At 70.2% G+C, this 20,926-nt stretch carries 20 protein-coding genes; 7 read left to right on the forward strand and 13 right to left on the reverse strand.

The window, feature by feature from the left end:
* Nucleotides 1-38: 38 nt before the first annotated feature.
* The gene (gene dxs / locus AFR_RS35430) at nt 39-1,964 is read right to left on the reverse strand and encodes a 1-deoxy-D-xylulose-5-phosphate synthase (RefSeq protein ID WP_023561642.1); all 1,926 of its coding nucleotides are present in this window, start codon (nt 1,962-1,964) and stop codon (nt 39-41) included.
* Nucleotides 1,965-2,090: 126 nt separating this feature from the next.
* Between dxs and AFR_RS35435 the strand changes: the two genes are divergently transcribed.
* Entirely contained in the window at nt 2,091-3,443 is a 1,353-nt protein-coding gene (locus tag AFR_RS35435; RefSeq protein WP_023561643.1) for a cation:dicarboxylate symporter family transporter, read from the forward strand.
* Here AFR_RS35435 and AFR_RS35440 read toward each other — a convergent pair.
* A complete protein-coding gene (locus AFR_RS35440; protein ID WP_023561644.1) occupies nt 3,423-4,700 on the reverse strand; it encodes a class I SAM-dependent RNA methyltransferase in 1,278 nt (425 codons plus the stop codon). The genes AFR_RS35435 and AFR_RS35440 overlap by 21 nt on opposite strands.
* Nucleotides 4,697-6,748, reverse strand: a complete 2,052-nt coding sequence (locus AFR_RS35445) for an APC family permease (protein ID WP_041841384.1) — start codon at nt 6,746-6,748, stop codon at nt 4,697-4,699. The genes AFR_RS35440 and AFR_RS35445 overlap by 4 nt, the downstream gene beginning before the upstream one ends.
* A gap of 113 nt (nt 6,749-6,861) precedes the next feature.
* Here AFR_RS35445 and AFR_RS35450 point away from each other — a divergent pair, with 113 nt between their 5' ends.
* Nucleotides 6,862-7,527 carry a potassium channel family protein gene (locus AFR_RS35450; protein WP_041841385.1) on the forward strand — a complete coding sequence of 222 codons (666 nt, stop codon included), beginning with the start codon at nt 6,862-6,864 and terminating at the stop codon, nt 7,525-7,527.
* On the forward strand, nt 7,524-8,204 hold the full coding sequence (locus AFR_RS35455; RefSeq protein WP_084298246.1) for a potassium channel family protein: 681 nt from the start codon (nt 7,524-7,526) through the stop codon (nt 8,202-8,204). Before AFR_RS35450 ends, AFR_RS35455 begins: the two co-directional genes overlap by 4 nt.
* Here the strand turns inward: AFR_RS35455 and AFR_RS35460 are convergent.
* From AFR_RS35460 to dut, 4 genes are all read right to left on the reverse strand, one after another.
* Nucleotides 8,201-9,010 carry a DUF3159 domain-containing protein gene (locus AFR_RS35460; RefSeq protein WP_023561648.1) on the reverse strand — a complete coding sequence of 270 codons (810 nt, stop codon included), beginning with the start codon at nt 9,008-9,010 and terminating at the stop codon, nt 8,201-8,203. The genes AFR_RS35455 and AFR_RS35460 overlap by 4 nt on opposite strands.
* The gene (locus AFR_RS35465; RefSeq protein ID WP_023561649.1) at nt 9,007-9,384 is read right to left on the reverse strand and encodes an OB-fold nucleic acid binding domain-containing protein; all 378 of its coding nucleotides are present in this window, start codon (nt 9,382-9,384) and stop codon (nt 9,007-9,009) included. The genes AFR_RS35460 and AFR_RS35465 overlap by 4 nt, the downstream gene beginning before the upstream one ends.
* A gap of 142 nt (nt 9,385-9,526) precedes the next feature.
* Nucleotides 9,527-10,237 carry a DUF3710 domain-containing protein gene (locus AFR_RS35470; protein WP_023561650.1) on the reverse strand — a complete coding sequence of 237 codons (711 nt, stop codon included), beginning with the start codon at nt 10,235-10,237 and terminating at the stop codon, nt 9,527-9,529.
* A 22-nt stretch (nt 10,238-10,259) separates the two neighbouring features.
* Nucleotides 10,260-10,784 carry a dUTP diphosphatase gene (gene dut / locus AFR_RS35475; RefSeq protein ID WP_052359543.1) on the reverse strand — a complete coding sequence of 175 codons (525 nt, stop codon included), beginning with the start codon at nt 10,782-10,784 and terminating at the stop codon, nt 10,260-10,262.
* Nucleotides 10,785-10,827: 43 nt separating this feature from the next.
* On the opposite strand from dut, the gene AFR_RS35480 reads away from it, so the two are divergent.
* A complete protein-coding gene (locus tag AFR_RS35480; protein ID WP_023561652.1) occupies nt 10,828-11,310 on the forward strand; it encodes a DUF3093 domain-containing protein in 483 nt (160 codons plus the stop codon).
* Here AFR_RS35480 and AFR_RS35485 read toward each other — a convergent pair.
* Nucleotides 11,300-12,139, reverse strand: coding sequence for a hypothetical protein (locus tag AFR_RS35485; RefSeq protein WP_023561653.1), 840 nt, complete (start codon nt 12,137-12,139; stop codon nt 11,300-11,302). The genes AFR_RS35480 and AFR_RS35485 overlap by 11 nt on opposite strands.
* A gap of 159 nt (nt 12,140-12,298) precedes the next feature.
* Nucleotides 12,299-12,595, reverse strand: a complete 297-nt coding sequence (locus AFR_RS35490; protein ID WP_023561654.1) for a DUF4193 domain-containing protein — start codon at nt 12,593-12,595, stop codon at nt 12,299-12,301.
* A 386-nt stretch (nt 12,596-12,981) separates the two neighbouring features.
* Here AFR_RS35490 and AFR_RS35495 point away from each other — a divergent pair, with 386 nt between their 5' ends.
* Nucleotides 12,982-13,518 carry a LytR C-terminal domain-containing protein gene (locus AFR_RS35495; protein ID WP_023561655.1) on the forward strand — a complete coding sequence of 179 codons (537 nt, stop codon included), beginning with the start codon at nt 12,982-12,984 and terminating at the stop codon, nt 13,516-13,518.
* 5 nt (nt 13,519-13,523) lie between these two features.
* On the opposite strand, the gene AFR_RS35500 is transcribed toward AFR_RS35495, so the two are convergent.
* Nucleotides 13,524-14,351 carry an inositol monophosphatase family protein gene (locus AFR_RS35500; protein ID WP_023561656.1) on the reverse strand — a complete coding sequence of 276 codons (828 nt, stop codon included), beginning with the start codon at nt 14,349-14,351 and terminating at the stop codon, nt 13,524-13,526.
* 257 nt (nt 14,352-14,608) lie between these two features.
* Here AFR_RS35500 and AFR_RS35505 point away from each other — a divergent pair, with 257 nt between their 5' ends.
* Together AFR_RS35505 and AFR_RS35510 are read left to right on the forward strand one after the other, a co-directional pair.
* On the forward strand, nt 14,609-16,180 hold the full coding sequence (locus AFR_RS35505) for an RNA polymerase sigma factor (protein ID WP_023561657.1): 1,572 nt from the start codon (nt 14,609-14,611) through the stop codon (nt 16,178-16,180).
* Nucleotides 16,181-16,471: 291 nt separating this feature from the next.
* Entirely contained in the window at nt 16,472-16,711 is a 240-nt protein-coding gene (locus AFR_RS35510; RefSeq protein ID WP_041843161.1) for a DUF7455 domain-containing protein, read from the forward strand.
* 1,460 nt (nt 16,712-18,171) lie between these two features.
* Here the strand turns inward: AFR_RS35510 and AFR_RS35515 are convergent.
* From AFR_RS35515 to AFR_RS35525, 3 genes are all read right to left on the reverse strand, one after another.
* Complete coding sequence (locus AFR_RS35515) at nt 18,172-19,893, reverse strand: DEAD/DEAH box helicase (RefSeq protein ID WP_023561659.1); 1,722 nt, start codon at nt 19,891-19,893, stop codon at nt 18,172-18,174.
* Between the two features lie 111 nt (nt 19,894-20,004).
* Complete coding sequence (locus AFR_RS35520; RefSeq protein WP_023561660.1) at nt 20,005-20,619, reverse strand: trimeric intracellular cation channel family protein; 615 nt, start codon at nt 20,617-20,619, stop codon at nt 20,005-20,007.
* Nucleotides 20,620-20,635: 16 nt separating this feature from the next.
* Nucleotides 20,636-20,854 carry a DUF3039 domain-containing protein gene (locus tag AFR_RS35525; protein ID WP_023561661.1) on the reverse strand — a complete coding sequence of 73 codons (219 nt, stop codon included), beginning with the start codon at nt 20,852-20,854 and terminating at the stop codon, nt 20,636-20,638.
* Nucleotides 20,855-20,926 lie beyond the last annotated feature (72 nt).

Consider the following 20,926-nt stretch of genomic DNA (forward strand, 5'->3'; position numbering starts at 1 on the left):
AAAGGTAACGGATGGATAACAAAACGGCTCGTTGACCATCAGCCCTGCGGCTGGTGCTCCGCGGCCGCCTCCTCGAGCTGCGAGACCCACTCGGTCACGTCGCGGGCGATGTCCTGCGCGGTGAGACCGAGCGAGGTCAGGATCTCGGCGCGGGTCCCGTGCGGGTGGAAACCCGCCGGCACACCCAGGTCACGCAGCGGCACGGAGACGCCGGCATCGCGCAGCATGCTCGCGACGGCATCGCCGACACCACCGGCGCGGATGCCGTCCTCGAGGGTCACCACGAGGCGGTGCCCCCGGCTGAGCGAAGCGAGCTCGATCGGGACCGGACGGACCCAGCGAGGGTCGACGACGGTCACGCCGTACCCCTGACCCGCGACCCGCTCGGCGACCTCCATGCCGAGCTTGGCGAACGCACCCACGGCGACCAGCAGGATGTCCTTGCGGTCGTCCTCGCGGAGCACGTCGACCGGGCCGACCCGGCGCAGAGCCGGGAGGTCGGCGGCGACCGAACCGGTCGGGAAGCGCACGATCGTCGGGCCGTCGTCGACGGCGACCGCCTCGCGCAGCTCCTCGCGCAGCGTGGTGGCGTCGCGCGGCGCGGCGATCCGCAGGCCCGGGACCGCGCCGAAGACGCTCATGTCCCAGATGCCGTAGTGGCTCGGCCCGTCGGGACCGGTGATGCCGGCCCGGTCGAGCACGATCGTCACCGGCAGGCCGTGCATCGCCACGTCGAGCAGCACCTGGTCGAACGCGCGGTTGAGGAAAGTCGCGTAGACGGCGACGACCGGGTGCAGACCACCCATCGCCAGGCCCGCCGCGGACGTGACCGCATGCTGCTCGGCGATGCCGACGTCGTAGGTGCGTTCGGGGTATTTCTTCTGGAGGGCGGCGATGCCGGTCGGCTCGGCCATCGCGGCGGTGATGCCCACGACGTCGGGCCGCTCGTCCGCGATCGCGACGAGCTCCTCGGCGAAGACGTTCGTCCACTTGACCGACGGCGCGGCGAGCAGCTTGCCGGTCTCGATGGCAAAGGCGCCGGGGCCGTGCAGACAGTCGGCCTCGTCGTCCTCGGCGGGACGGTAGCCGTAGCCCTTGCGGGTCACCGCGTGCACGATGACCGGGGCGTTGAAGCCCTTGGCCCGGCGCAGCGCCGACTCCATCGCCTGGATGTCGTGCCCGTCGACCGGGCCGAGATATTTGATGCCGAGGTCCTCGAACATCGGCTGCGGGCTGACCGCGTCCTTGATGCCCTTCTTGACCGCGTGCAGCACCTCGTAGACCGGCTTGCCGACCACGGGTGTCGAGCCCAGCGCGTCCTTGACCAGGTCGAGCACCCGCTCGTAACCGGGGTTGAGGCGCAGCGTGGACAGGTGGTCGGCGAGCCCGCCGATGGTCGGCGCGTAGGACCGGCCGTTGTCGTTGACGATGATGACCAGGCGGTTCTTCGCCGACGCGATGTTGTTGAGCGCCTCCCAGCACATGCCACCGGTCAGGGCGCCGTCACCGACGACCGCGACCGTGTGCCGCTCCTCCCCGCGCAGCGCGAAGGCCTTGGAGATGCCGTCGGCGTACGACAGGGCCGTGGACGCGTGGGAATTCTCGATCAGGTCGTGCTCGCTCTCGGCCTGGCTCGGATAGCCGGAGAGCCCGCCGCGCTGGCGCAGCCGCTCGAATCCGTCCTGCCGGCCGGTCACCATCTTGTGCACGTAGGCCTGGTGGCCGGTGTCGAAGAGGACCCGGTCGCGCGGGGAGTCGAAGACCCGGTGCAGCGCGAGGGTGGTCTCCACGACGCCGAGGTTGGGGCCCAGGTGACCGCCCGTCCGGGACACCTTGGCGACCAGGAAGTCGCGGATCTCCGCGGCGAGCAGGGTGAGCTGGTCAGGGTCGAGACGCTTGAGGTCGGCGGGGGTCTTGATACCCGGGAGAAGGCCGGCCGTCGTCTGATCACTGAGCTCGCTCATGGGAAGTCAGTCTATCGGCGAACGGCTCACCCGCATCTGGCGCGAACGGCTACAGAGACCTCCTCCACAAAACCTGCACATCAGCGCCGAGGTGACTCAGATCACCTGCTGGGGTAGGAAGGAGCCATGACCGTCGATGCAGCAGCGCCGGCGAAACGCCGCGACCGCAGCCACTTCCTCTACATCGCCGTGCTGGTCGCGATGGCGCTCGGCATAGCCGTCGGCTTCCTCTTCCCTGAGGTGGGCAAGTCGCTGCGCCCCCTCGGTACGGGGTTCGTCGCCCTGATCCAAATGATGATCGCGCCGGTGATCTTCTGCACGATCGTCCTGGGCGTCGGCTCGATCCGGAAGGCCGCTCAGGTCGGCCGGGTCGGCGGGCTGGCCCTGGGCTACTTCCTCCTGATGTCGACCGTCGCGCTGGCCATCGGCCTCGTCGTGGGCAACATCCTGCACCCGGGCGCCGGGCTGAACCTGAGCGAGGAACTCGCCGCCACCGGCGCCGAGCAGGTCAGCCAGGAGGCCGAGTCGGGCGTCGACTTCGTGCTCGGCATCATCCCCGAGTCGCTGCTCGGCGCCATCATCACCCGCGAGGTGCTGCAGACCCTGCTGGTCGCCCTGCTGGTGGGCTTCGCGGTGCAGTCGCTGGGCGCGAAGGGCGAGCCGATCATCCGGGTGGTCTCGGTCTTCCAGCGGCTGGTCTTCAAGATCCTGGCGATGGTGATGTGGCTCGCCCCGATCGGTGCCTTCGGCGCGATGGCGGCGGTGGTCGGCGCGACCGGCTTCGACGCGCTCAAGAGCCTGGCCGGCATCATGGTCGGCTTCTACGTGACCTGCCTGCTCTTCGTCTTTGTCATCCTGGGCCTGCTGCTGCGCCTGGTCGCCCACATGTCGATCTTCAAGCTGTTCCGGTACCTGGCCCGCGAGTTCCTGCTGATCCTGTCGACCTCGTCGTCGGAGTCGGCCCTGCCGCGGCTGATCGCCAAGATGGGCCACCTGGGCGTGAGCCGCCCGGTCGTCGGCATCGTGGTGCCGACCGGCTACTCGTTCAACCTCGACGGCACGGCGATCTACCTGACGATGGCCTCGCTGTTCATCGCCGACGCCATGGACAACCCGCTGTCGGTGGGAGAGCAGATCTCCCTGCTGCTCTTCATGATCCTCGCGTCCAAGGGCGCCGCGGGTGTCACCGGCGCCGGCCTGGCCACCCTGGCCGGCGGCCTGCAGAGCCACCGCCCCGACCTGGTTCCCGGTGTCGGCCTGATCGTCGGCATCGACCGCCTGATGTCCGAGGCCCGCGCGCTGACCAACTTCGCCGGCAATGCCGTGGCGACCGTCCTGGTCGGCACCTGGACCAAGGAGATCGACCAGGACCAGGCCCGGGCGGTGCTGTCGGGCGAGGACCCGTTCGACGAGACCAGCTACGACGACGACCCGCACGAGCTCGAGGAGCGCGCCGCGTCAGCTCCCGCGCACCAGTAGGGCAACACACTCGATGTGCTGGGTCATCGGGAAGCAGTCGAAGGCCCGCAGCTCGGCCAGCCGGTAACCCTCGGCGCCGAACGTCTGCACGTCACGGGAGAGCGCCGCCGGGTCGCAGGCCACGTAGGCCACGGCCCGCGGGCCGGCGGCGGTGATCCCCTTGACGACCTTCGCGCCCGCGCCGGTGCGCGGCGGGTCCAGCACGACCAGATCGACCGGGCCGGTGATCCGGCGCCGGGTCAGGGCCACGTCCACCTTGGCCGGGACGACCTCGACACCACGGAGATCCGCGAGGTTGGTCCGTGCCGCGGCCACACCGACCGGCGACGACTCGACCACGGTCGTCCGCGCACCTGTCCGCCCGGCCACGGCCGCCGCGAAGAGGCCCGCGCCGCCGTACAGGTCCCAGGAGGTCTCGCCGGGTGCCGGCTGCAGCAGCTCGAGCACGGTGCTGACCAGCGTGTCCGCCGCGGCGGGATGCACCTGCCAGAAGCCCTCCGGCGGCACCCGCCACTCGCGGCCGGCGGCCTGCTCACGCACCTCGGCCGGGCCGTCCACCAGCACACGGGAACCACCGGGGGCCTCGTCCAGCAGCGGGTCGCCGTCCACCGGCGAGAGCAGCGGTCCGCCGGCTGCGCGGGCCACGACGCTGACGTCGCCGCCCGTCGAGGCGACAACCTCGACCGCTGCCGCGTCCGGCCAGGGCTTGGCGGTCACGTCCAGCTCCTGCAGAGCCGGGTGGGCGATCAGACACCGGTCCACGGGTACGACCTGGTGCGAGCGGTGCTGCAGCAGACCGGCCCGCCCCGCGGCGTCCACGGCGTACCGGACCCGCGACCGCCAGCCGAGCGGGCCGCCGGGCAGCGGCTCGACCTCGACGTTCAGCTCGGCGATCCGCTCGGCGCTCAGGCCACCCATCCGGCCGAGCAGCTCACGCACGATGGAGGTCTTCCAGGCCAGCTGGGCGGGCGGCGCGACGTGCTGCAGGTCGCAGCCACCGCAGCCACCGGGGTGGGCATAAACGCAGGGCGCCTCCACCCGGTCCGGGGAAGCCTCGTGGATCTCGACCGCGTCGCCGCGCAGATAACCCTTGTGCAGCTCGGTCAGTTCGACGGTCACCCGCTCCCCCGGCAGGGCGTGCCGGACAAAGACGACCCGGCCGTGCGCGCCACCGATCCGGGCGACACAGTGCCCGCCGTGCGCGGGCGCACCGACGGTGACCTCGACGCGGTCACCTTCGTACAGTTCGTCGGTCACTTCTGCTCTTCCCTGGTCTCGGGCGCCGCCGGCTCGGCGGCCACCGGCAGATCGGTACGCCGGGTGCGCGGCCCGCGCGCGGGTGCCCGGCTCAGGTCACGGTCCAGGCGTTCGAGGTCGCGGTCCTGGCTGGACTGGAGCTGCCACGGCACGCTGGTGACCATCACGCCGGGCTCGAACAGCAGCCGGCCCTTGATGCGCAGGGCGCTCTGGTTGTGCAGGAGGTTCTCCCACCAGCGGCCGACAACGTACTCGGGGACGAAGACGGTGACCACGTCGCGCGGCGAACCGCGCCGGATGCTCTTGACGAAGTCGATGATCGGCCGGGTGATCTCCCGGTACGGCGAGTCGACGACCGTCAGCGGCACCGGGATCTGCCGGCGCTCCCACTCGTCCTGGATCCGCCGGGTGTCCTTGTCGTCGACGTTGACCGTGACCGCGGTGAGCGTGTCCGGCCGGGTCGCCTGGGCGTACGCGACGGCACGCAGTGTCGGCTTGTGCACCTTGCTGACCAGCACGACCGCGTGGTTGCGCGACGGCAGGACCGGGCGCTCGTCGCTGGGCTCGAGCTCCTGGGCGACCCGCGTGTAGTGCTTGTGGATGCCGAGCATGAGCACGTAGATCACCAGCATCGCCGCGATCGCGATCCACGCGCCGAGCAGGAACTTGGTGATCAGCACGACGATCAGCACCGCGCCGGTCAGGGCCATCCCGAAGGTGTTGATGGTGCGCGACCGGATCATGCGGCGGCGGGCCTCGGCGTCCCGCTGGGTTCTCAGGAGCCTGTTCCAGTGCCGGATCATGCCCGCCTGCGACAGCGTGAACGACACGAACACGCCCACGATGTAGAGCTGGATCAGCCGTGTGACCTCGGCGTCGAACGCCACGACCAGCACCATCGCGGCGACCGCCAGGAAGATGATGCCGTTGCTGAACGCCAGCCGGTCGCCGCGGGTGTGCAGCTGGCGCGGCAGGTACCGGTCCTGGGCCAGGATCGAGCCGAGGACCGGGAAACCGTTGAACGCGGTGTTCGCCGCCAGGAAGAGGATGAGGGCCGTGACCGCGCCGAGCAGGTAGAGCAGGATCGAGCCGTTGCCGAACACCGTCTCGCCCAGCTGCGTGGTGACGGTCTTCTGCACGTAGTTGGCCGGCCCGCCGGCGATCTGCGTGAGCGGGTCCTCGACGTACTGCAGGTGGGTGGCCCGGGCCAGCATCACGATGCCGACCAGCATGAGGATGGCGATGCCACCGAGCAGCAACAGGGTGGTGGCGGCGTTCTTGCTCTTCGGCGGCTTGAAGGCGGGCACGCCGTTGGAGATGGCCTCGACACCGGTCAGCGCGGCACAGCCCGAGGAGAACGTCCGCAGCAGCAGGAAGACGAAGGCGAAGCTGGTCAGGTGGTGTTCCTCGGCCGAGATGATCAGGTCGGCGCTGGGCGCCCGCAGGTCCTGACCGAGGATGAAGACCCGGACCAGCCCCGTGATGATCATGCCGAGCATCACGAAGATGAACGCGTACGTGGGGATGGCGAAGGCGGTGCCGGACTCCCGCAGCCCCCGCAGGTTGAGCGCGCCGAGGACCACGATCGCCGCGATCGCGATCCCGATCTTGTGCTCGGCGACGAACGGCACGACCGAACCGAGGTTGGCGACGCCGGCGCTGACCGACACCGCCACGGTCAGGATGTAGTCCACCAGCAGAGCGCTGGCCACCGCCACACCGAAGCGCGGACCGAGGTTGACCGTCGCCACCTCGTAGTCACCGCCGCCGGACGGGTACGCGTGGACGTTCTGCCGGTAGCTCGCGACCACCGTGACCATCACGACCGCGACGGCCAGGGTGATCCACGGCGAGTAGATGAAGGCGCCGGCTCCCGCGATGGAGAGCGTCAGCAGGATCTCGTCGGGCGCGTACGCGACGCTGGACAGCGCGTCCGACGCGAAGACGGGCAGCGCGATCCGCTTCGGGAGCAGCGTGTGCTGCAACCGGTCGGAGCGGAAGGGCCGGCCGAGGAGCAGCCGCTTCGCTAGGGACGTCGAACTTGCCACAAGCGCCAAGAGTACGGCTGCGGACGCCACGCCGTCGGCCGCCCCGGGCACCGGGTCTCGCGACCGCATGGCACGCTCTGACAAGTACGCATCCAGCGGGAAGGTGCAAAACCTTGCACGTGGTGATCATGGGCTGCGGCCGGCTCGGCTCGACGCTGGCCCACAAGCTCGACGCCCGCGGCCACTCGGTCGCGGTGATCGACCAGAATGCCGACGCTTTCCGCAGGCTGGGGGCGGAGTTCGGCGGCACGACCGTGACCGGGATCGGCTTCGACCGCGACGTGCTGCGCTCGGCCGGCATCGAACGCGCGGACGCCTTCGCGGCCGTGTCCAGCGGCGACAACTCCAACATCATCTCGGCCCGGCTGGCCCGGGAGACGTTCGGCGTGTCCCGGGTCGTCGCCCGCATCTACGACGCCAAACGGGCCCAGGTCTACGAGCGGCTCGGCATCCCCACGGTGGCGACCATCCGCTGGGCGGCCGACCGCATGGTGCGGCACCTCGTCCCCGAGGGCACGGTCGAGGTCTTCCGCGACCCGACCAGCTCGGTGTCGATCGTCGAGGCGCCGCTGCACCGGGACTGGGTCGGGCAGACGGTGAAGTCGCTGGAGGACGCCACGGGCGCCCGCGTGGCGTACCTCATGCGCTTCGGCATCGGCTCGCTCGCCACGGCATCCACCGTGCTGCAGGACGGTGACCAGGTCTTCATGGTGGTCACCGACGACATCGTCGACGACGTGCTGGCCAGTGCGGCCGGCGCCGGGCTGGGGGGTCACTGACCATGCGTATCGCCATCGCGGGCGCCGGGAACGTGGGCCGGTCCATCGCCCAGGAGCTCATCGGCAACGGTCACCAGGTGATGCTGATCGAGCGTCAGCCCCGCCAGCTCCGCCCCGAACGTGTACCCGAGGCCGAGTGGGTGCTGGCGGACGCGTGCGAGGTCAGCAGCCTCGAGGAGGCCGACGTGGCCGCCTGCGACGTGGTCGTGGCCGCGACCGGCGACGACAAGGCCAACCTGGTGTGCTCGCTGCTGGCCAAGACGGAGTTCGCCGTCGGCCGGGTGGTCGCCCGGGTCAACCGCGCCGAGAACGAATGGCTCTTCACCGAGCAGTGGGGTGTCGACGTCGCGGTCAGCAAGCCGCGCCTGATGGCCGCCCTGGTCGAGGAGGCGGTCACCGTCGGCGACCTGGTCCGGATCATGACGTTCCGGCAGGGCGAGGCGAACCTCGTCGAGATCACCCTGCCCACCACCGCGCCCTACGTCGGTCAGCCCGTCCGCGCGGTGCCGATGCCCCGCGACTCGGCACTGGTGGCGATCCTGCGCGGCAAACGTGTCCTGGTGCCGACACCGGACGACCCGCTGGAGGCCGGCGACGAGCTGATCTTCGTCTGCACGGCCGAGGTCGAGGACGCGGTCCGCGCGGTGGTGCTGGGCAGCGCCCGCGAGCTCGGTTAGGCCTTCGCCTCTTCGGCGGGCTCGGCCCCGGCCGCAGCCCCGGCACCAGCCCCGGCCTCGGCTTCCTGGGCCGAGGTCACCCGGTGCACCGCCCAGGCGGTGAAGGCGAAGGTCGCGGCGTAGATCGGCCAGCTGATCAGGATGCGCACGACGCCGATCGCGTTGGCCTCGTCGGCGAGGTAGAGCCAGCCCTGCACACCGGCCCGGATGAACAGCGACGCGGCCCAGACCAGCGTCAGCCACTGGAACGTCCGGAACAGCTTGCTGTTGTCGAACCAGTCGTGCTTACCGCCGTTGGCGAGCACTCCCCACACGTACCCGATGATCGGGCGACGGACCGCGACGGACCCGATCAGCAGGACCACCTGGCCCAGGGTGAGCAGGATGCCCGGCAGGTAGAAGTTCTTGGCGTCGCCCGTGCGCCAGGCCAGGAACGCGCCGATCGCGATGCCGAAGAGGCCGTTGACCGCGTGCCGGACGGGCTCCTTGCGGGCCAGCCGGTAGACGCCGATGGCCACCGCCGAACCGACGCTGCCGCCGATCGCCCAGTACAGCGCGGTCTTTTTGCCCAGGTCGAGACCGGACTCGCCGAGCAGCACGTTGAGCAGCACGAACGCGAGCACGGGAACGCTCGACTCGATGAGCCCACGCACCCCGCCCAGCTGCTCGGAGATCTGCTCGCTCATCGACGGGAGGGGTTCCTCCTCCGGCTCGGCCTTGAGGTCGAGCCCTTCGACGACCTCCTCGGCGACCCGCTCCTCCACGGTTTCGTGCGCGGCGTGACGGGGCTCGCTGCCGGGTGTCACCGGGGCGCCTCCAGCTCGTAGTACGGGTTGTAGATGACCTTGCGGTCGTCGCGCAGGGCGATCCGGCCGCGAGCGGTGAGCTGACGACCCGGTTCGATGCCGGCGATGGAACGACGGCCCAGGAAGACGAGCGTGACCACGTCGCTGCCGTCGTAGAGGTCGGCCTCGAGCGTCGGCAGGTTGGTGCGGGGAGTGTACGCCACCGTGCGGAGCCGTCCCGACACCGAGACGACCTCACCCCGGTGGCACTGACCTGCCGGCATGGCACCGCACTTGGCGCTGTCGCGCTGCAGCTCCTGCGCGTCCAGCTCCTCCTCGGAGGCGGTCAGCCTCTCGAAGAACCGGCGCAGACCGGTGCGCTCGTCGGTCGACATGACCTGGTGCCACCTTCCTCGGCAAGCCGTGGAACGCGCCGGTGGGGGTCCCGGCGGACGGCACCCAGTGTGGGGCGGTACCGCAACTTCACGGTACGCCGGAACAGCTGCCGGTGACGTACCTCACCGGCAGCTGTTTTGATCACTGGGCGTGGCGCCCGTTGGTGGTCGGGTGATCGTGGTCGTGGTGGTGGTCGTGATCATGGTCATGATCGTGGTCGTGCTGCTGTTCGGCCTGCTCGGCCATCTCGCGCGGCAGTCGCAGCGGCAGCGCCTCACGGACCGGCCGGGCCTCGTCGTCGCGGACGACGACCAGATCGCGCAGGCACTCGCCCAGCACGCCCTCCTGGCCCGGGTCGGCGGCAGCCTGACCCTGGAACAGGGCCCGGACCATCCAGCGCGGCCCGTCCACGCCGACGAACCGGACGTCCGCCGGGCCTTCGGGTGTGTTGACCCGCGCCGCGAGCTCGACGCCGTACGGCCCGTCGAACTCCTGCGGGGAGGCGCCGTCGGACTTCATGGCCCCGGCGATCTCGGACCGCACCTCGTCCCAGATGCCCTCGCTGCGGGGCGCGGCGAAGACGCCGAGCTGCAGCGCGCTGTTGCCGTGCACGAGCACGACCTGCTCGACGGCGCCGTCCGGGTTGGCCTGCACCCGCACCTCGACACCCTCGACGGCCGGGATCAGCAGGCTGCCGAGGTCGAGGCGCTGGACCCCGTCCGGCGCCTGGGAGCTGTCGTACGGGCCGAAGTCCGGCGCCGGGCCGTCACCCATGCTCTTGGCGAGCGCCGCCGACTGGGGTGCGTCGTCCGGGCGCACGTGCTTCGGACCGCCGCGCTTGCGGGAGAACATCTGCGTTGCCACCTTCTTCGATCTAGAGCTGTTGCTGCTGCGCCGGCAGGGCGACGTGTCCGCCGGTAGAGCCGTGCCCGCCCTGCCCGCGTGCGGTGTCGGAGAGCTCGTCGACCACGTGGAACGCGGCCCGCTCGACCCGTTGCACGACCAGCTGGGCGATGCGGTCGCCACGGGAGATCTTCGCGGTGGCGGCCGGGTCGTGGTTGACCAGGTTCACCAGAATTTCGCCGCGGTAACCGGCGTCGACCGTACCGGGCGCGTTGAGCACCGTCACGCCGAGGCGTGCGGCCAGTCCGGAGCGTGGATGCACGAGCCCGACGTAACCCTCCGGGAGAGCGATCGCGATGCCCGTCCGCACGGTCTGCCGCGCGCCCGGCACGAGCTCGACGTCCTCGGCGGCGACCAGGTCGGCACCCGCGTCACCCGGGTGGGCGTACGCCGGCAGCGGCAGGTCGGGGTCGAGCCGGCGGAGCTGCACGGCCACGGTGTCGGTCACGATCTGTTCCTCACGTTCCTCGTCGGCGAGCGGCACCCACCCTGCCATCCTGCCGTGGTCACGGGCGGAGGCGCGCCGTACCCTCACCAGGGTGACAGCCGAGCCGTCCGCACGCACCACCGCGCCCCGCCGGGCGTACGCCGAGCGTCTCCACATCCCGTGGTTCGCCTGGCCGGCCGGGCTCGGTGTGACCGCCCTGCTCGCCGCCGAGGTGTGGATGGGCAGCTCCGGCCTCCGCGCCTGGGTGCCGTTCGCGGTCCTGCTGCCGGTCGCTCTGCTTCTGCTGTGGCGCGCGGACCGCATCCGGGTCGTGGTCACGGACACCGAGCTCCACGTCGACGACGCCCGGCTGCCGCTGAGTGTGATCGCCGACGTGATCGCCCTGGACGCCGACGGCAAGCGTGAAGTGCTGGGTGTCGGCTCCCACCCGCTGGCCTTCGTGGTGCAACGACCGTGGATCAAGGGCGGCGTGCAGGTCGTGCTGGACGACCCGGCCGACCCGACGCCGTTCTGGGTGGTCAGCTCCCGGCGCCCGGTCGAGCTGGCGACGGCGCTGCTGCGCGCTAAGAACTGATCTCTTTGCGGCCGGGATCGATGATCGCCGCGTTCTTCTTGCCCTTGCGGAGGTCCTTGGTGAGGCTCTCGCCCAGACCACGCGTGGCGCGCCTGTTCAGGTAACTCGCCACGGCCGCACCGGTGAGCAGCGGTCCCAGCGTGGTCAGGTTGCGCCCGAAACGCCGCAGCAGGGTGCTCTGCAGCTCCTTGCGGGCGGCGGTGCCGAGCACCGTGGCCACGCCGACACCCGGCACGAGCGGGTTGACGCCGCGCTGACCGGCCCAGGCCTGGATGAGCGACGAGGCGCGCTGGGTGGCGGTGCCGGTGACCGGGCGCCCGTAGACCTCGTGCAGCTCACCGACGAGCTTGAGCTCGATGCTGACCACGGCCACGGTCTCCGCCGCCAGCAGCACCGGGGCGGAGAGCAGGGTCGGGGTGGCCGCCCACTCGAGCGAGGCCACGCCGCCGCCGGCCGCGCCGATCCCGGCAGTGGCCCGCGCGGCGTTGCGGATCAGACGGTCGGCGAGGTCGTCACCCTCCAGACCGTCGAAGTGGAGACGGAGGGTCTCCAGGTCGCGGACGGGCACGTGCGGTGCGACGTCGGCGACCACATCGGCCATCCAGCGCAGTGCCGCCTTCGGCCGGAACAGCTGCCCCAGCCCGCGGCGGCGGACGTCGCCGACGAGCCGGCCGAGCAGGTGCCGGCGCTTGGCGGGCTCGAGATCGTCGGCGGACAACGCCGCGACGGTCGCGCCGATGCCCTCCTCCGCAGGCTCGGCGGGATCGACTTTGATGAGCTCACGCCCCGGATCTGCGGACTGTGCCGAGTTTTCGTCTGGGCGGCTCATCGTCGACCTCCCCGTGTCTGCTGTCGGATCTCTGCTGTACCCGGTCAGGTTGATACCCGGTGGTGCCGCCCGGTCAAACGGGCGAACCGGGATCTGGGGTCGGTACGTAACCCGATCGTCGGCGACGACCGGGGCAAACCCTGCTCACGAGCGCGCCGGTCAGGCGCACTCGCGGCAGATCAGTTCCCCGTTGCGCTCCACCGCGAGCTGGCTGCGGTGGTGCACGAGGAAACAACGGGCGCAGCGGAACTCGTCGGTCTGCATCGGCAGCACCTTGACGGTGAGTTCCTCGTCGGCCAGGTCAGCACCGGGGAGCTCGAAGCTCTCCGCCACCTCTACCTCGTCGACGTCCACTGCGCCCGACTGCGAGTCGGCGCGGCGGGCCTTGAGCTCCTCAAGGCTGTCCTCGCCGAGGTCGACCTCGTCGCGACGCGGAGCGTCGTAGTCGGTGGCCATCGGATTTCACTCTCCTGTATCGATGTGTCACTTGGCGTAAGTAACGCCGGCGACGACGTTTCGGTTCCCGTTTCCGACGGACTTTTCTGCCTGACCGAACAGCAGGGATCGCCCGTCCGCCGGGGCGCCCCCACCCCCTCGTGAAACTGCCCCGGCAAACGCGGCACCTTACCGCCCTCGCGCGTGGCTTGTACGCGCGCGGGCGGCCAATTGTTCCCGATGTGACCGAGGCGACATCAAAGTAGGGGTACCAGGGCGTGGATCATCGTCGGCGCGCCGGGAACATTCCCTCTTTCCGCAGGCATGGCGGACAGACGCTAACCTCTCCGCATGCCCCGTCCGGCACCGGGCGGCGGTCGATCGAGCTGACCCCGGGAGCCGGTTCCATGAGCTTTGCCCGCGTCCGAGCACTCGTGGTGGTCGGTGTGCTCGCCGTCGCCGCGGTGGTCTTCGTCGTCGTGGCGCTGGTCCGCGACACGCAGGGCGACGCGGTCGCCAACGGCGGCTGCCCCGCCGGCTCGGTGCTGGCCGACGTGACCCTCCCCGACGATCCCGAGCAGGTCACCGTCCGGGTCTTCAACGGTACGGACACCGCGGGGCTGGCCGACAGCGTCACCAACGAGTTCAAGAACCGCCGCTTCAAGACGCAGAAGCCGGCCGAGAACAAGAAGAAGGTCGACGGTGTCGCGGTCATGCGGTACGGCCCCGAGGCGGTCGGCTCCGCGTGGCTGCTGCGGGCGTACTTCCTGAACCAGGCCGACGTGCAGTACGACGCGAAGCGCAAGGGCGCCGTCGTGGACATCGTCGTCGGCAGCGGCTTCCAGCAGCTCGCCACCACCACCGAGGTCAACCAGTCGCTGGTCGAACTGGGCGAGCCCGAACTCCCGGTCGGCGCCTGCGTGGCGCCCAAGAAGGACTCCTGAGCCGCCTACGGCCCACCGGCGGCGTCCAGCTCGGTCAGAACATCGTGCAGCGGGCCGAAGAGCGCCGGTGGCGCCGCGAGGACCATGTCCGCGCCCGGGGCGGCACCGTCGAGTCCGGACACCCGCAGGCCCGCCTCGGCCGCGACCAGTCCGCCCGCGGCGTGGTCCCACGGGTTCAGTCCCTTTTCGAAGTACGCGTCGACCTGCCCCTCCGCCGCCAGGGAGAGGTCGAGCGACGCCGCGCCGAACCGCCGGATGTCACGCACCCGGGTGATCAACCCCGCGACGACGGCCGCCTGGTGCGCCCGGCGGGCCGCGTCGTACCCGAAGCCGGTGGCGACCAGGCTCTGGTCGAGCGTGGTCCGGACCGAGCCGCTCAGCCGCCGGCCGTCACGCCACGCGCCGCCGCCGAGCGTGGCCGTCCACTCGTCACCCGTGGCCGCGTTGCGCACCACGCCGGCCACCACGACGCCGTCGACCTCCGCGGCGAGCGAGACCGCGTACTGCGGGAGTCCGTAGAGATAGTTCACGGTGCCGTCGATGGGGTCCAGGATCCACCGCACGGCTCCGGAGGCCGCGGAGGTGGAGTTGCCGTACTCCTCGCCCAGTACGCCGTCCTGGGGGCGCTCAGCGGCCAGCGCGGCCACCACCTGACGTTCGACGGCACGATCGGCCGCCGTCACGACGTCCGTGTCGGTGCTCTTGGTCCGAACGCCGGTCACGCCGTCGACGCGCATCCGCCGGGCGGTCTCCGCGGCCTCCCGCGCGATCCGCACCGCGATCCCGAGCAACTCGCCCGGTGTCGATACCTGCCGTTCCGCAGCGTTTTCCACGTCTACGATTGTCCCGCCGAGCCTTCCGAACGCCCCGGGCACCCCCTTCCGGAGCACCCGCGGCGTGCCGGTGGCGTGCTGCGGCGGGAGGATCTCGCCGGACGGCGCTACAATTCACCCCTGCCCACGCTTCACGGACAGCCGCCAGCGGGCCCGTCCGCGTCCCGAGGGCTCCCACACCACACCGGCCAGCCTCGTTCCGCCGCGTGCTGCGCTGGGCACATGGCCGTGTTACATCGCCCTCCGGAAGGTCATTCGTGACAGAAGCCCACCAGACCGGTGCCGACGTTCGCTCTCTCACCGAGGCCCTGATCGCCCATGCTCAGGGTGCGGGCGGGCAGATCACGTCAGCCGAGGTCGTCCAGACGGTCGAGTCCGCCGAGGTGACGCCGGCCCAGGCCAAGAAGATCCTCCGAGCCCTCGTGGACGCGGGAGTCACGGTTGTCGTCGACGGATCGGCGAGCACCCGCCGCCGCGTCTCCGCCGCCCGCGCCGTCACACCCGCCTCCAAGGCCACCACCGCCAAGGCGACCCGCCCTCCGGCGGCGAAGAAGGCCGCACCGGCCCCGACGCAGCCGGGCGCGGACGACGACGGGTCCCCGGCCGCCAAGAAGGCCGCACCCGCCAAGAAGGCCGCACCACGCAAGGCCGCAGCCGGCACCGCGCCCAAGCCCGGCCCCGCAAAGGCCGCCAAGGCCGCGAAGCCCGGTGAGACACCCGCCGAGGGCGAGGAGATCGACCCCGAGGAGCTCGCGGCCGAGATCGAGGACGTCGTCGTGGAGGAGCCGGCCGCCATGGTCAAGGCCGCCGCCACCGACGCGGCCGCGACGGCGACCGACGGCGACTTCGAGTGGGACGACGAGGAGTCCGAGGCGCTCAAGCAGGCGCGCCGCGACGCCGAGCTGACCGCGTCCGCCGACTCGGTCCGCGCGTACCTGAAGCAGATCGGCAAGGTCCCCCTGCTCAACGCCGAGCAGGAGGTCGAGCTGGCCAAGCGCATCGAGGCCGGCCTCTACGCCGCCGAGCGCCTCCGCGCCTGCGACGACGGTGAAGAGAAGCTCGACCGCACCTTCGAGCGCGACCTGCGCTGGATCGGCCGCGACGGCGAGCGCGCCAAGAACCACCTGCTCGAGGCCAACCTGCGACTCGTCGTCTCGCTGGCCAAGCGCTACACCGGTCGTGGCATGGCGTTCCTGGACCTCATCCAGGAAGGAAACCTGGGCCTGATCCGCGCAGTCGAGAAGTTCGACTACACCAAGGGCTACAAGTTCTCCACGTACGCCACCTGGTGGATCCGCCAGGCCATCACCCGCGCCATGGCCGACCAGGCCCGCACCATCCGCATCCCGGTGCACATGGTGGAGGTCATCAACAAGCTCGGCCGCATACAGCGTGAGCTGCTCCAGGACCTGGGCCGCGAGCCCACTCCGGAAGAGCTGGCCAAGGAAATGGACATCACCCCGGAAAAGGTGCTGGAAATCCAGCAGTACGCCCGGGAGCCCATTTCCCTCGACCAGACCATCGGCGACGAGGGCGACAGCCAGCTCGGTGACTTCATCGAGGACTCCGAAGCCGTCGTCGCGGTCGACGCCGTGTCGTTCTCGCTGCTCCAGGACCAGCTCCAGCAGGTCCTGCAGACGCTGTCCGAGCGCGAGGCCGGCGTGGTCCGCCTGCGCTTCGGCCTGACCGACGGCCAGCCGCGCACCCTGGACGAGATCGGCCAGGTCTACGGGGTCACCCGCGAGCGCATCCGCCAGATCGAGTCGAAGACGATGTCGAAGCTCCGGCACCCGTCCCGCTCGCAGGTCCTCCGCGACTACCTGGACTGAGCCTGAACGGAGGAGGCACGGACACCTTGATCAATACTGGACAACAACCGGTTCAGTCAACAGTCCGTGCCTCTTTGGTCACCACCCGTACATCGTTCGGTGGTGATCAGACCGTTGTGGGGAAGTGATCGTTGACGTGGCACCCTTGGAGCACGGCACACTGACCGGACCACATGTGACTTGAGTCCCCTCGGGGCACAGTGGGAAGGCTGCAGAGGCCAAGGGTGTTGCACGATGGGTGAGCAGTAGCCGAGGAACATGTTCATCGGTGACGACCAGAGGAGGAAGGCGATGACCCCGACTCTCACGCCGCCGGCGGGAACGGTGGCCGGACCAGCAGCCGATGAACGGTGCGACCGCTGCAATGCAGCCGGAAAGCTCCGTTTGACCCTGGCTGGTGGCAGCGAGCTGGTGTTCTGCGGACACCACGCCAACAGGTATGCCGAGGACCTGGTGAAAATCACGGTCCAGTACAAGGCCGACCCCGAGTTCGTATGGCGCGGCGCGGACATGATGTCCAACTCCAACTAACCCCTCAGCCACCAAAGGGGCGTTCCCCACGGGACGCCCCTTTTTCATGCCCAACCCCCACCCACCGGCGGCAATCGGCCCCTTCGTCGATCTTGGACTGGGGTTTCGTGCCTGACTGCATGGCACCGACCGTCGCTCCCGCCGAACGCCGGCTGCGTGCGCACCAGCCCGGCCATGCTGATCGCCTGCAGCCAGCAGCCTCCGAGGCCGGCTACCGCGCGCAAGGGCTGCTCCCCTCGCCCAACTTCAAGGAAGTCGGGGCCTCAGGGCGCACTGCAGTGCCCAACTTCAAGGAAGGTGGGCCCTCAGGGCGCACTGAAGTGCCCAACTTCAAGGAAGTCGGGGCCTCAGGGGGCGTCGAAGGCCCAACTCCACGTAAGTCGGGCCTACGCCGCCCCTTAAAGCCCCAACTTCACAGAAGTCGGGGCTAAGCGACTCGAATAAGTCGGAACGACCACGACCGTTGCAGCCCAACTTCAAGGAAGTTGGGCGATCGCGGCCCGCTGAAGGCCCGACTCCACGGCTGTCAGGCCCATGCGACCCGTTGCAGCGCCAGCCCCACGGAACCGAGCCCACGCGACCCGCTGCACCCCGACTTCAAGGAAGTTGGGCGCTCGCGGAGGACTCCAAGCCCAACTTCAAGCAAACCGGGCCTACGCCGCTCCTTGTGGCACCAACTTCAAGGAAGTTGGCGCTCTCGGCCCGCCGAAGGGCCAACCTCACGGAAGTTGGGCAGCTTTGCGGCCCGCTGAAGGCCCAACTCAACGCAAGTCGGGCCCACACCGCCGCTGAGGCCCAACCTCACGGAAGTCGGGCCTGACGCCACCCCTTGAAGCCCCAACTTCACGGAAGTTGGGCACGCGAGGCGCGCTGGAGGCCCAACTTAAAGGAAGTTGGGCGCTTGGGGCGGGTTGAGAGCCCGCCCTCAAGGAAGTTGGGCACGCGAGCGCGCTGAAGGCCCGACCTCACGGAAGTTGGGCACGCGAGCGCGATGAGAGCCCGCCCTCAAGGAAGTTGGGCACGCGAGCGCGCTGAAGGCCCGACCTCACGGAAGTTGGGCACGCGAGCGCGATGAGAGCCCGCCCTCAAGGAAGTTGGGCACGCGAGCGCGCTGAAGGCCCGACTTCACGGAAGTTGGGCGCTCGGGGTGGGTTGAGAGCCCGACTTCAAGGAAGTTGGGTGTGCCGTGGGTTCGGCCTTTGATGGGTGGTGGGCGTGCTCTCCGGCCTGCGCTGTCCGGGATGTGCGGCTGACCGGATAGTTGCCGGAGGCGGCCTGCGGGCGCGGAGCTGGGTCAGCGCGGCCCTATGCGAGTCACCGTGTGTCGGCCGACGAGCGGTGCCGCTGTGACCGCTGTCAGGCCACCAGGCGACACCACCGTGGGTGCGCCGGTCGGGACGTGCGGGCCAGTCACTAACGCCCGTTTACCCAGGTAACCGCGCGCGGGAGGCGGCGGTGGGTTACATGGTTTGGATGGTGGCGATGCGTTCTTCGAGTTGTTCGATGGTTGCCTGGGCGCTCGGGGGGCCGCCGCACAAGCGCCTCAGCTCGGCGTGGATTTTGCCGTGGGGGAGGTTGGTGCGGTGGTGGTGGGCGGCGACCAGGGTGTTGAGCTGGCGGCGGAGGCTGTTGCGGCGCTCCCCCGCGCTCAGGACCACCACCGGCTCCCGTTGGGCTGGAACCGGCTCAGCGGCCTTCTGACGCTTCTGCGCGGCCAGTTGGTCGGTCTGGCGCTTGTTCAGCAACACAGACACCTGGTCGGGCGTCAGGAGGCCCGGAAGCCCCAAGTACTCCTCCTCCTCGGGGGTGCCCGTGCGGGCGCCCGTGCCGAAGGAGGTGCCGTCGTAGATGACCTGGTCCAGCTCGGCGGTGGCGGAGAGGGCTTCGAAGCGTTTGTCGAGGTCGCCTTCGGCGTCTTCGGCGCGCTGGGCTCGCTCGAGGAGGGCGTCGTCGAGGCCGTCGGGGTCCTTGGGGGCGCCGAGGATGTGGTCGCGTTCGGCTTCCATCTCGCTGGCCAGGCCCAAGAGATGCGGGACGCTCGGGAGGAAGACCGTGGCTGTTTCGCCGGTGACGCGGGCACGGACGAAGCGGCCGATGGCCTGGGCGAAGTACAGCGGGGTGGAGGCGCTGGTCGCGTAGACGCCGACGGCCAGGCGGGGGATGTCGACGCCTTCGGAGACCATGCGGACGGCGATCATCCAGCGCTGGTCGGAGAGGGCGAAGGTGCCGATGCGGGCCGAGGCGCCCTGGTCGTCGGAGAGGACGACCACCGCCGGCTCGCCGGTGATTTCCCCCAGCAACTTCGCGTACGCCCGGGCGGTCTGCTGGTCGCTGGCGATGACCAGGCCGCCGGCGTCGACCATGCCGTGGGAACGCAGGCGGGAGAGGCGGGCGTCGGCGGCCCTGAGGACCTGGGGCATCCAGTCGCCGCGGTGGTCGAGAGCCGTACGCCAGGCCTGGGCGATCAGGTCCTTGGTCATGGGCTCGCCGAGGCGGGCCGCCAGCTCGTCGCCCGCGCTGGTGCGCCAGCGGGTCTCGCCGGAGTACGCCAGGAAGATGACGGGGCGGACGACGCCGTCGCGGAGGGCGTCCGAATAGCCGTAGATCGAGTCCGAGCGGGAGCGCTGGAGGCCGTTGTCGCCGCGTTCGTACGTGACGAAGGGGATCGGGTTGTCGTCGGAGCGGAACGGGGTGCCGGTGAGCATCAGGCGGCGTTCGGCCTCCTCGAAGGCCGACTTCACGCCGTCGCCCCAGGTGCGGGAGTCGCCGGCGTGGTGGATCTCGTCGAGGATGACCATCGTCGGGCGGGTCATCGTGCGGCGGCGGTGCACCGCGGGGGCCATGCCGACCTGGGCGTACGTGAGCACGGCGCCGTGGAAGTCCCGGGACGAGTGGACGTCGGCGTTGCGGAAGGACGGGTCCAGCTGGATGCCGACGCGGGCCGCGGCCGAGGCCCACTGGGTCTTCAGGTGCTCGGTCGGGCACACGACGGTCACCTGCTCGACCGTGCCGTCGGCGAGCAGCTCCGCCGCGATGCGCAGGGCGAAGGTGGTCTTGCCGGCGCCGGGGGTCGCGACCGCCATGAAGTCGGGGCTGCGCCGGCGCAGATATTCCACCAGTGCCTTGCGCTGCCAGGCACGCAACGGCGGGAAGGTCTCCAGGTCCGGCAGTGGCGGGCTCAAGCTGCGACGTTCCTCTCGACTCGAACAGTCTCGATGTCCAACAAAAATGCCCCCGCGCAACCGGCCGCAGAGGCGAAACTCAGCATAGCGGCGGCCTACGACAACACGGGGTCACGGCACAGCGACGGGAGCTGACCAGCGCCGGTAGAGCGCGAGGAGGCGTACCCCGATCATCGCGGCCGCGGCGGACGCCATCGGGAGCGGACCGGCCAGGTCGAGCCAGGTCAGGACGGTGACGGCGGCCGCTCCGCCGAGCGCGACCACCGCGTAGATGTCGCGCTGGAGGACCGCCGGGATCTCACCGGTGAGCAGATCGCGGGCGAGACCGCCGCCGATACCTGTGAGCATTCCCACCAGGCAGGCGCCGACGGCCGGAACACCGGCGTCGAGGGCCTTGATCGTGCCGGACACGGTGAACAGCCCGAGCCCGGCCGCGTCGAGCACCAGGACCGTACGCCGCAGCCGGCTGAGCTGCGGGTGCAGGTAGAACACGGCCACCGACGCGCACACGGCGGTGACGGCGTAGCGCCAGTCGGAGAAGGCAAGCGGAGGCACTGCGCCGATCACCAGATCGCGCAGGATGCCGCCGCCTAGGGCCGCCACGAAGCCGACGAAGCCCACGCCGAACAGGTCGAGGCGCTTCGCGACCGCGGCCCCCGCGCCGGAAGCCGCGAAGACAGCCACACCGATCAGGTCCGCGATCAGCATGGTGTAGCTGCCGGTCACGCGGACTCCCCGTGGATCAGTGCTTCATCGACTCGTAGATCTCCTTGCACTGCGGGCACACGGGCGAGCCCGGCTTCGGCGTCTTGGTCACGGGAAACTTCTCCCCGCACAGAGCGATCACGTAGGTGCCCATGACGGCACTTTCCGCGATCTTCTCCTTGCGCACGTAGTGGAACATCTCGGGACCGGTGTCGGCGTCCTTGGTCTCCGGACGCTCCAGAATCTGCGTGCTCACGGCATCTGCCCTTCATGAGTCTCAGGATGGTGGCCAACCCGTGTGCCCCCCGGTCACAACGGAAGAAGCTCC

This window comes from Amorphoplanes friuliensis DSM 7358 (assembly GCF_000494755.1).
GTDB classification, from domain to species: Bacteria; Actinomycetota; Actinomycetes; order Mycobacteriales; family Micromonosporaceae; genus Actinoplanes; species Actinoplanes friuliensis.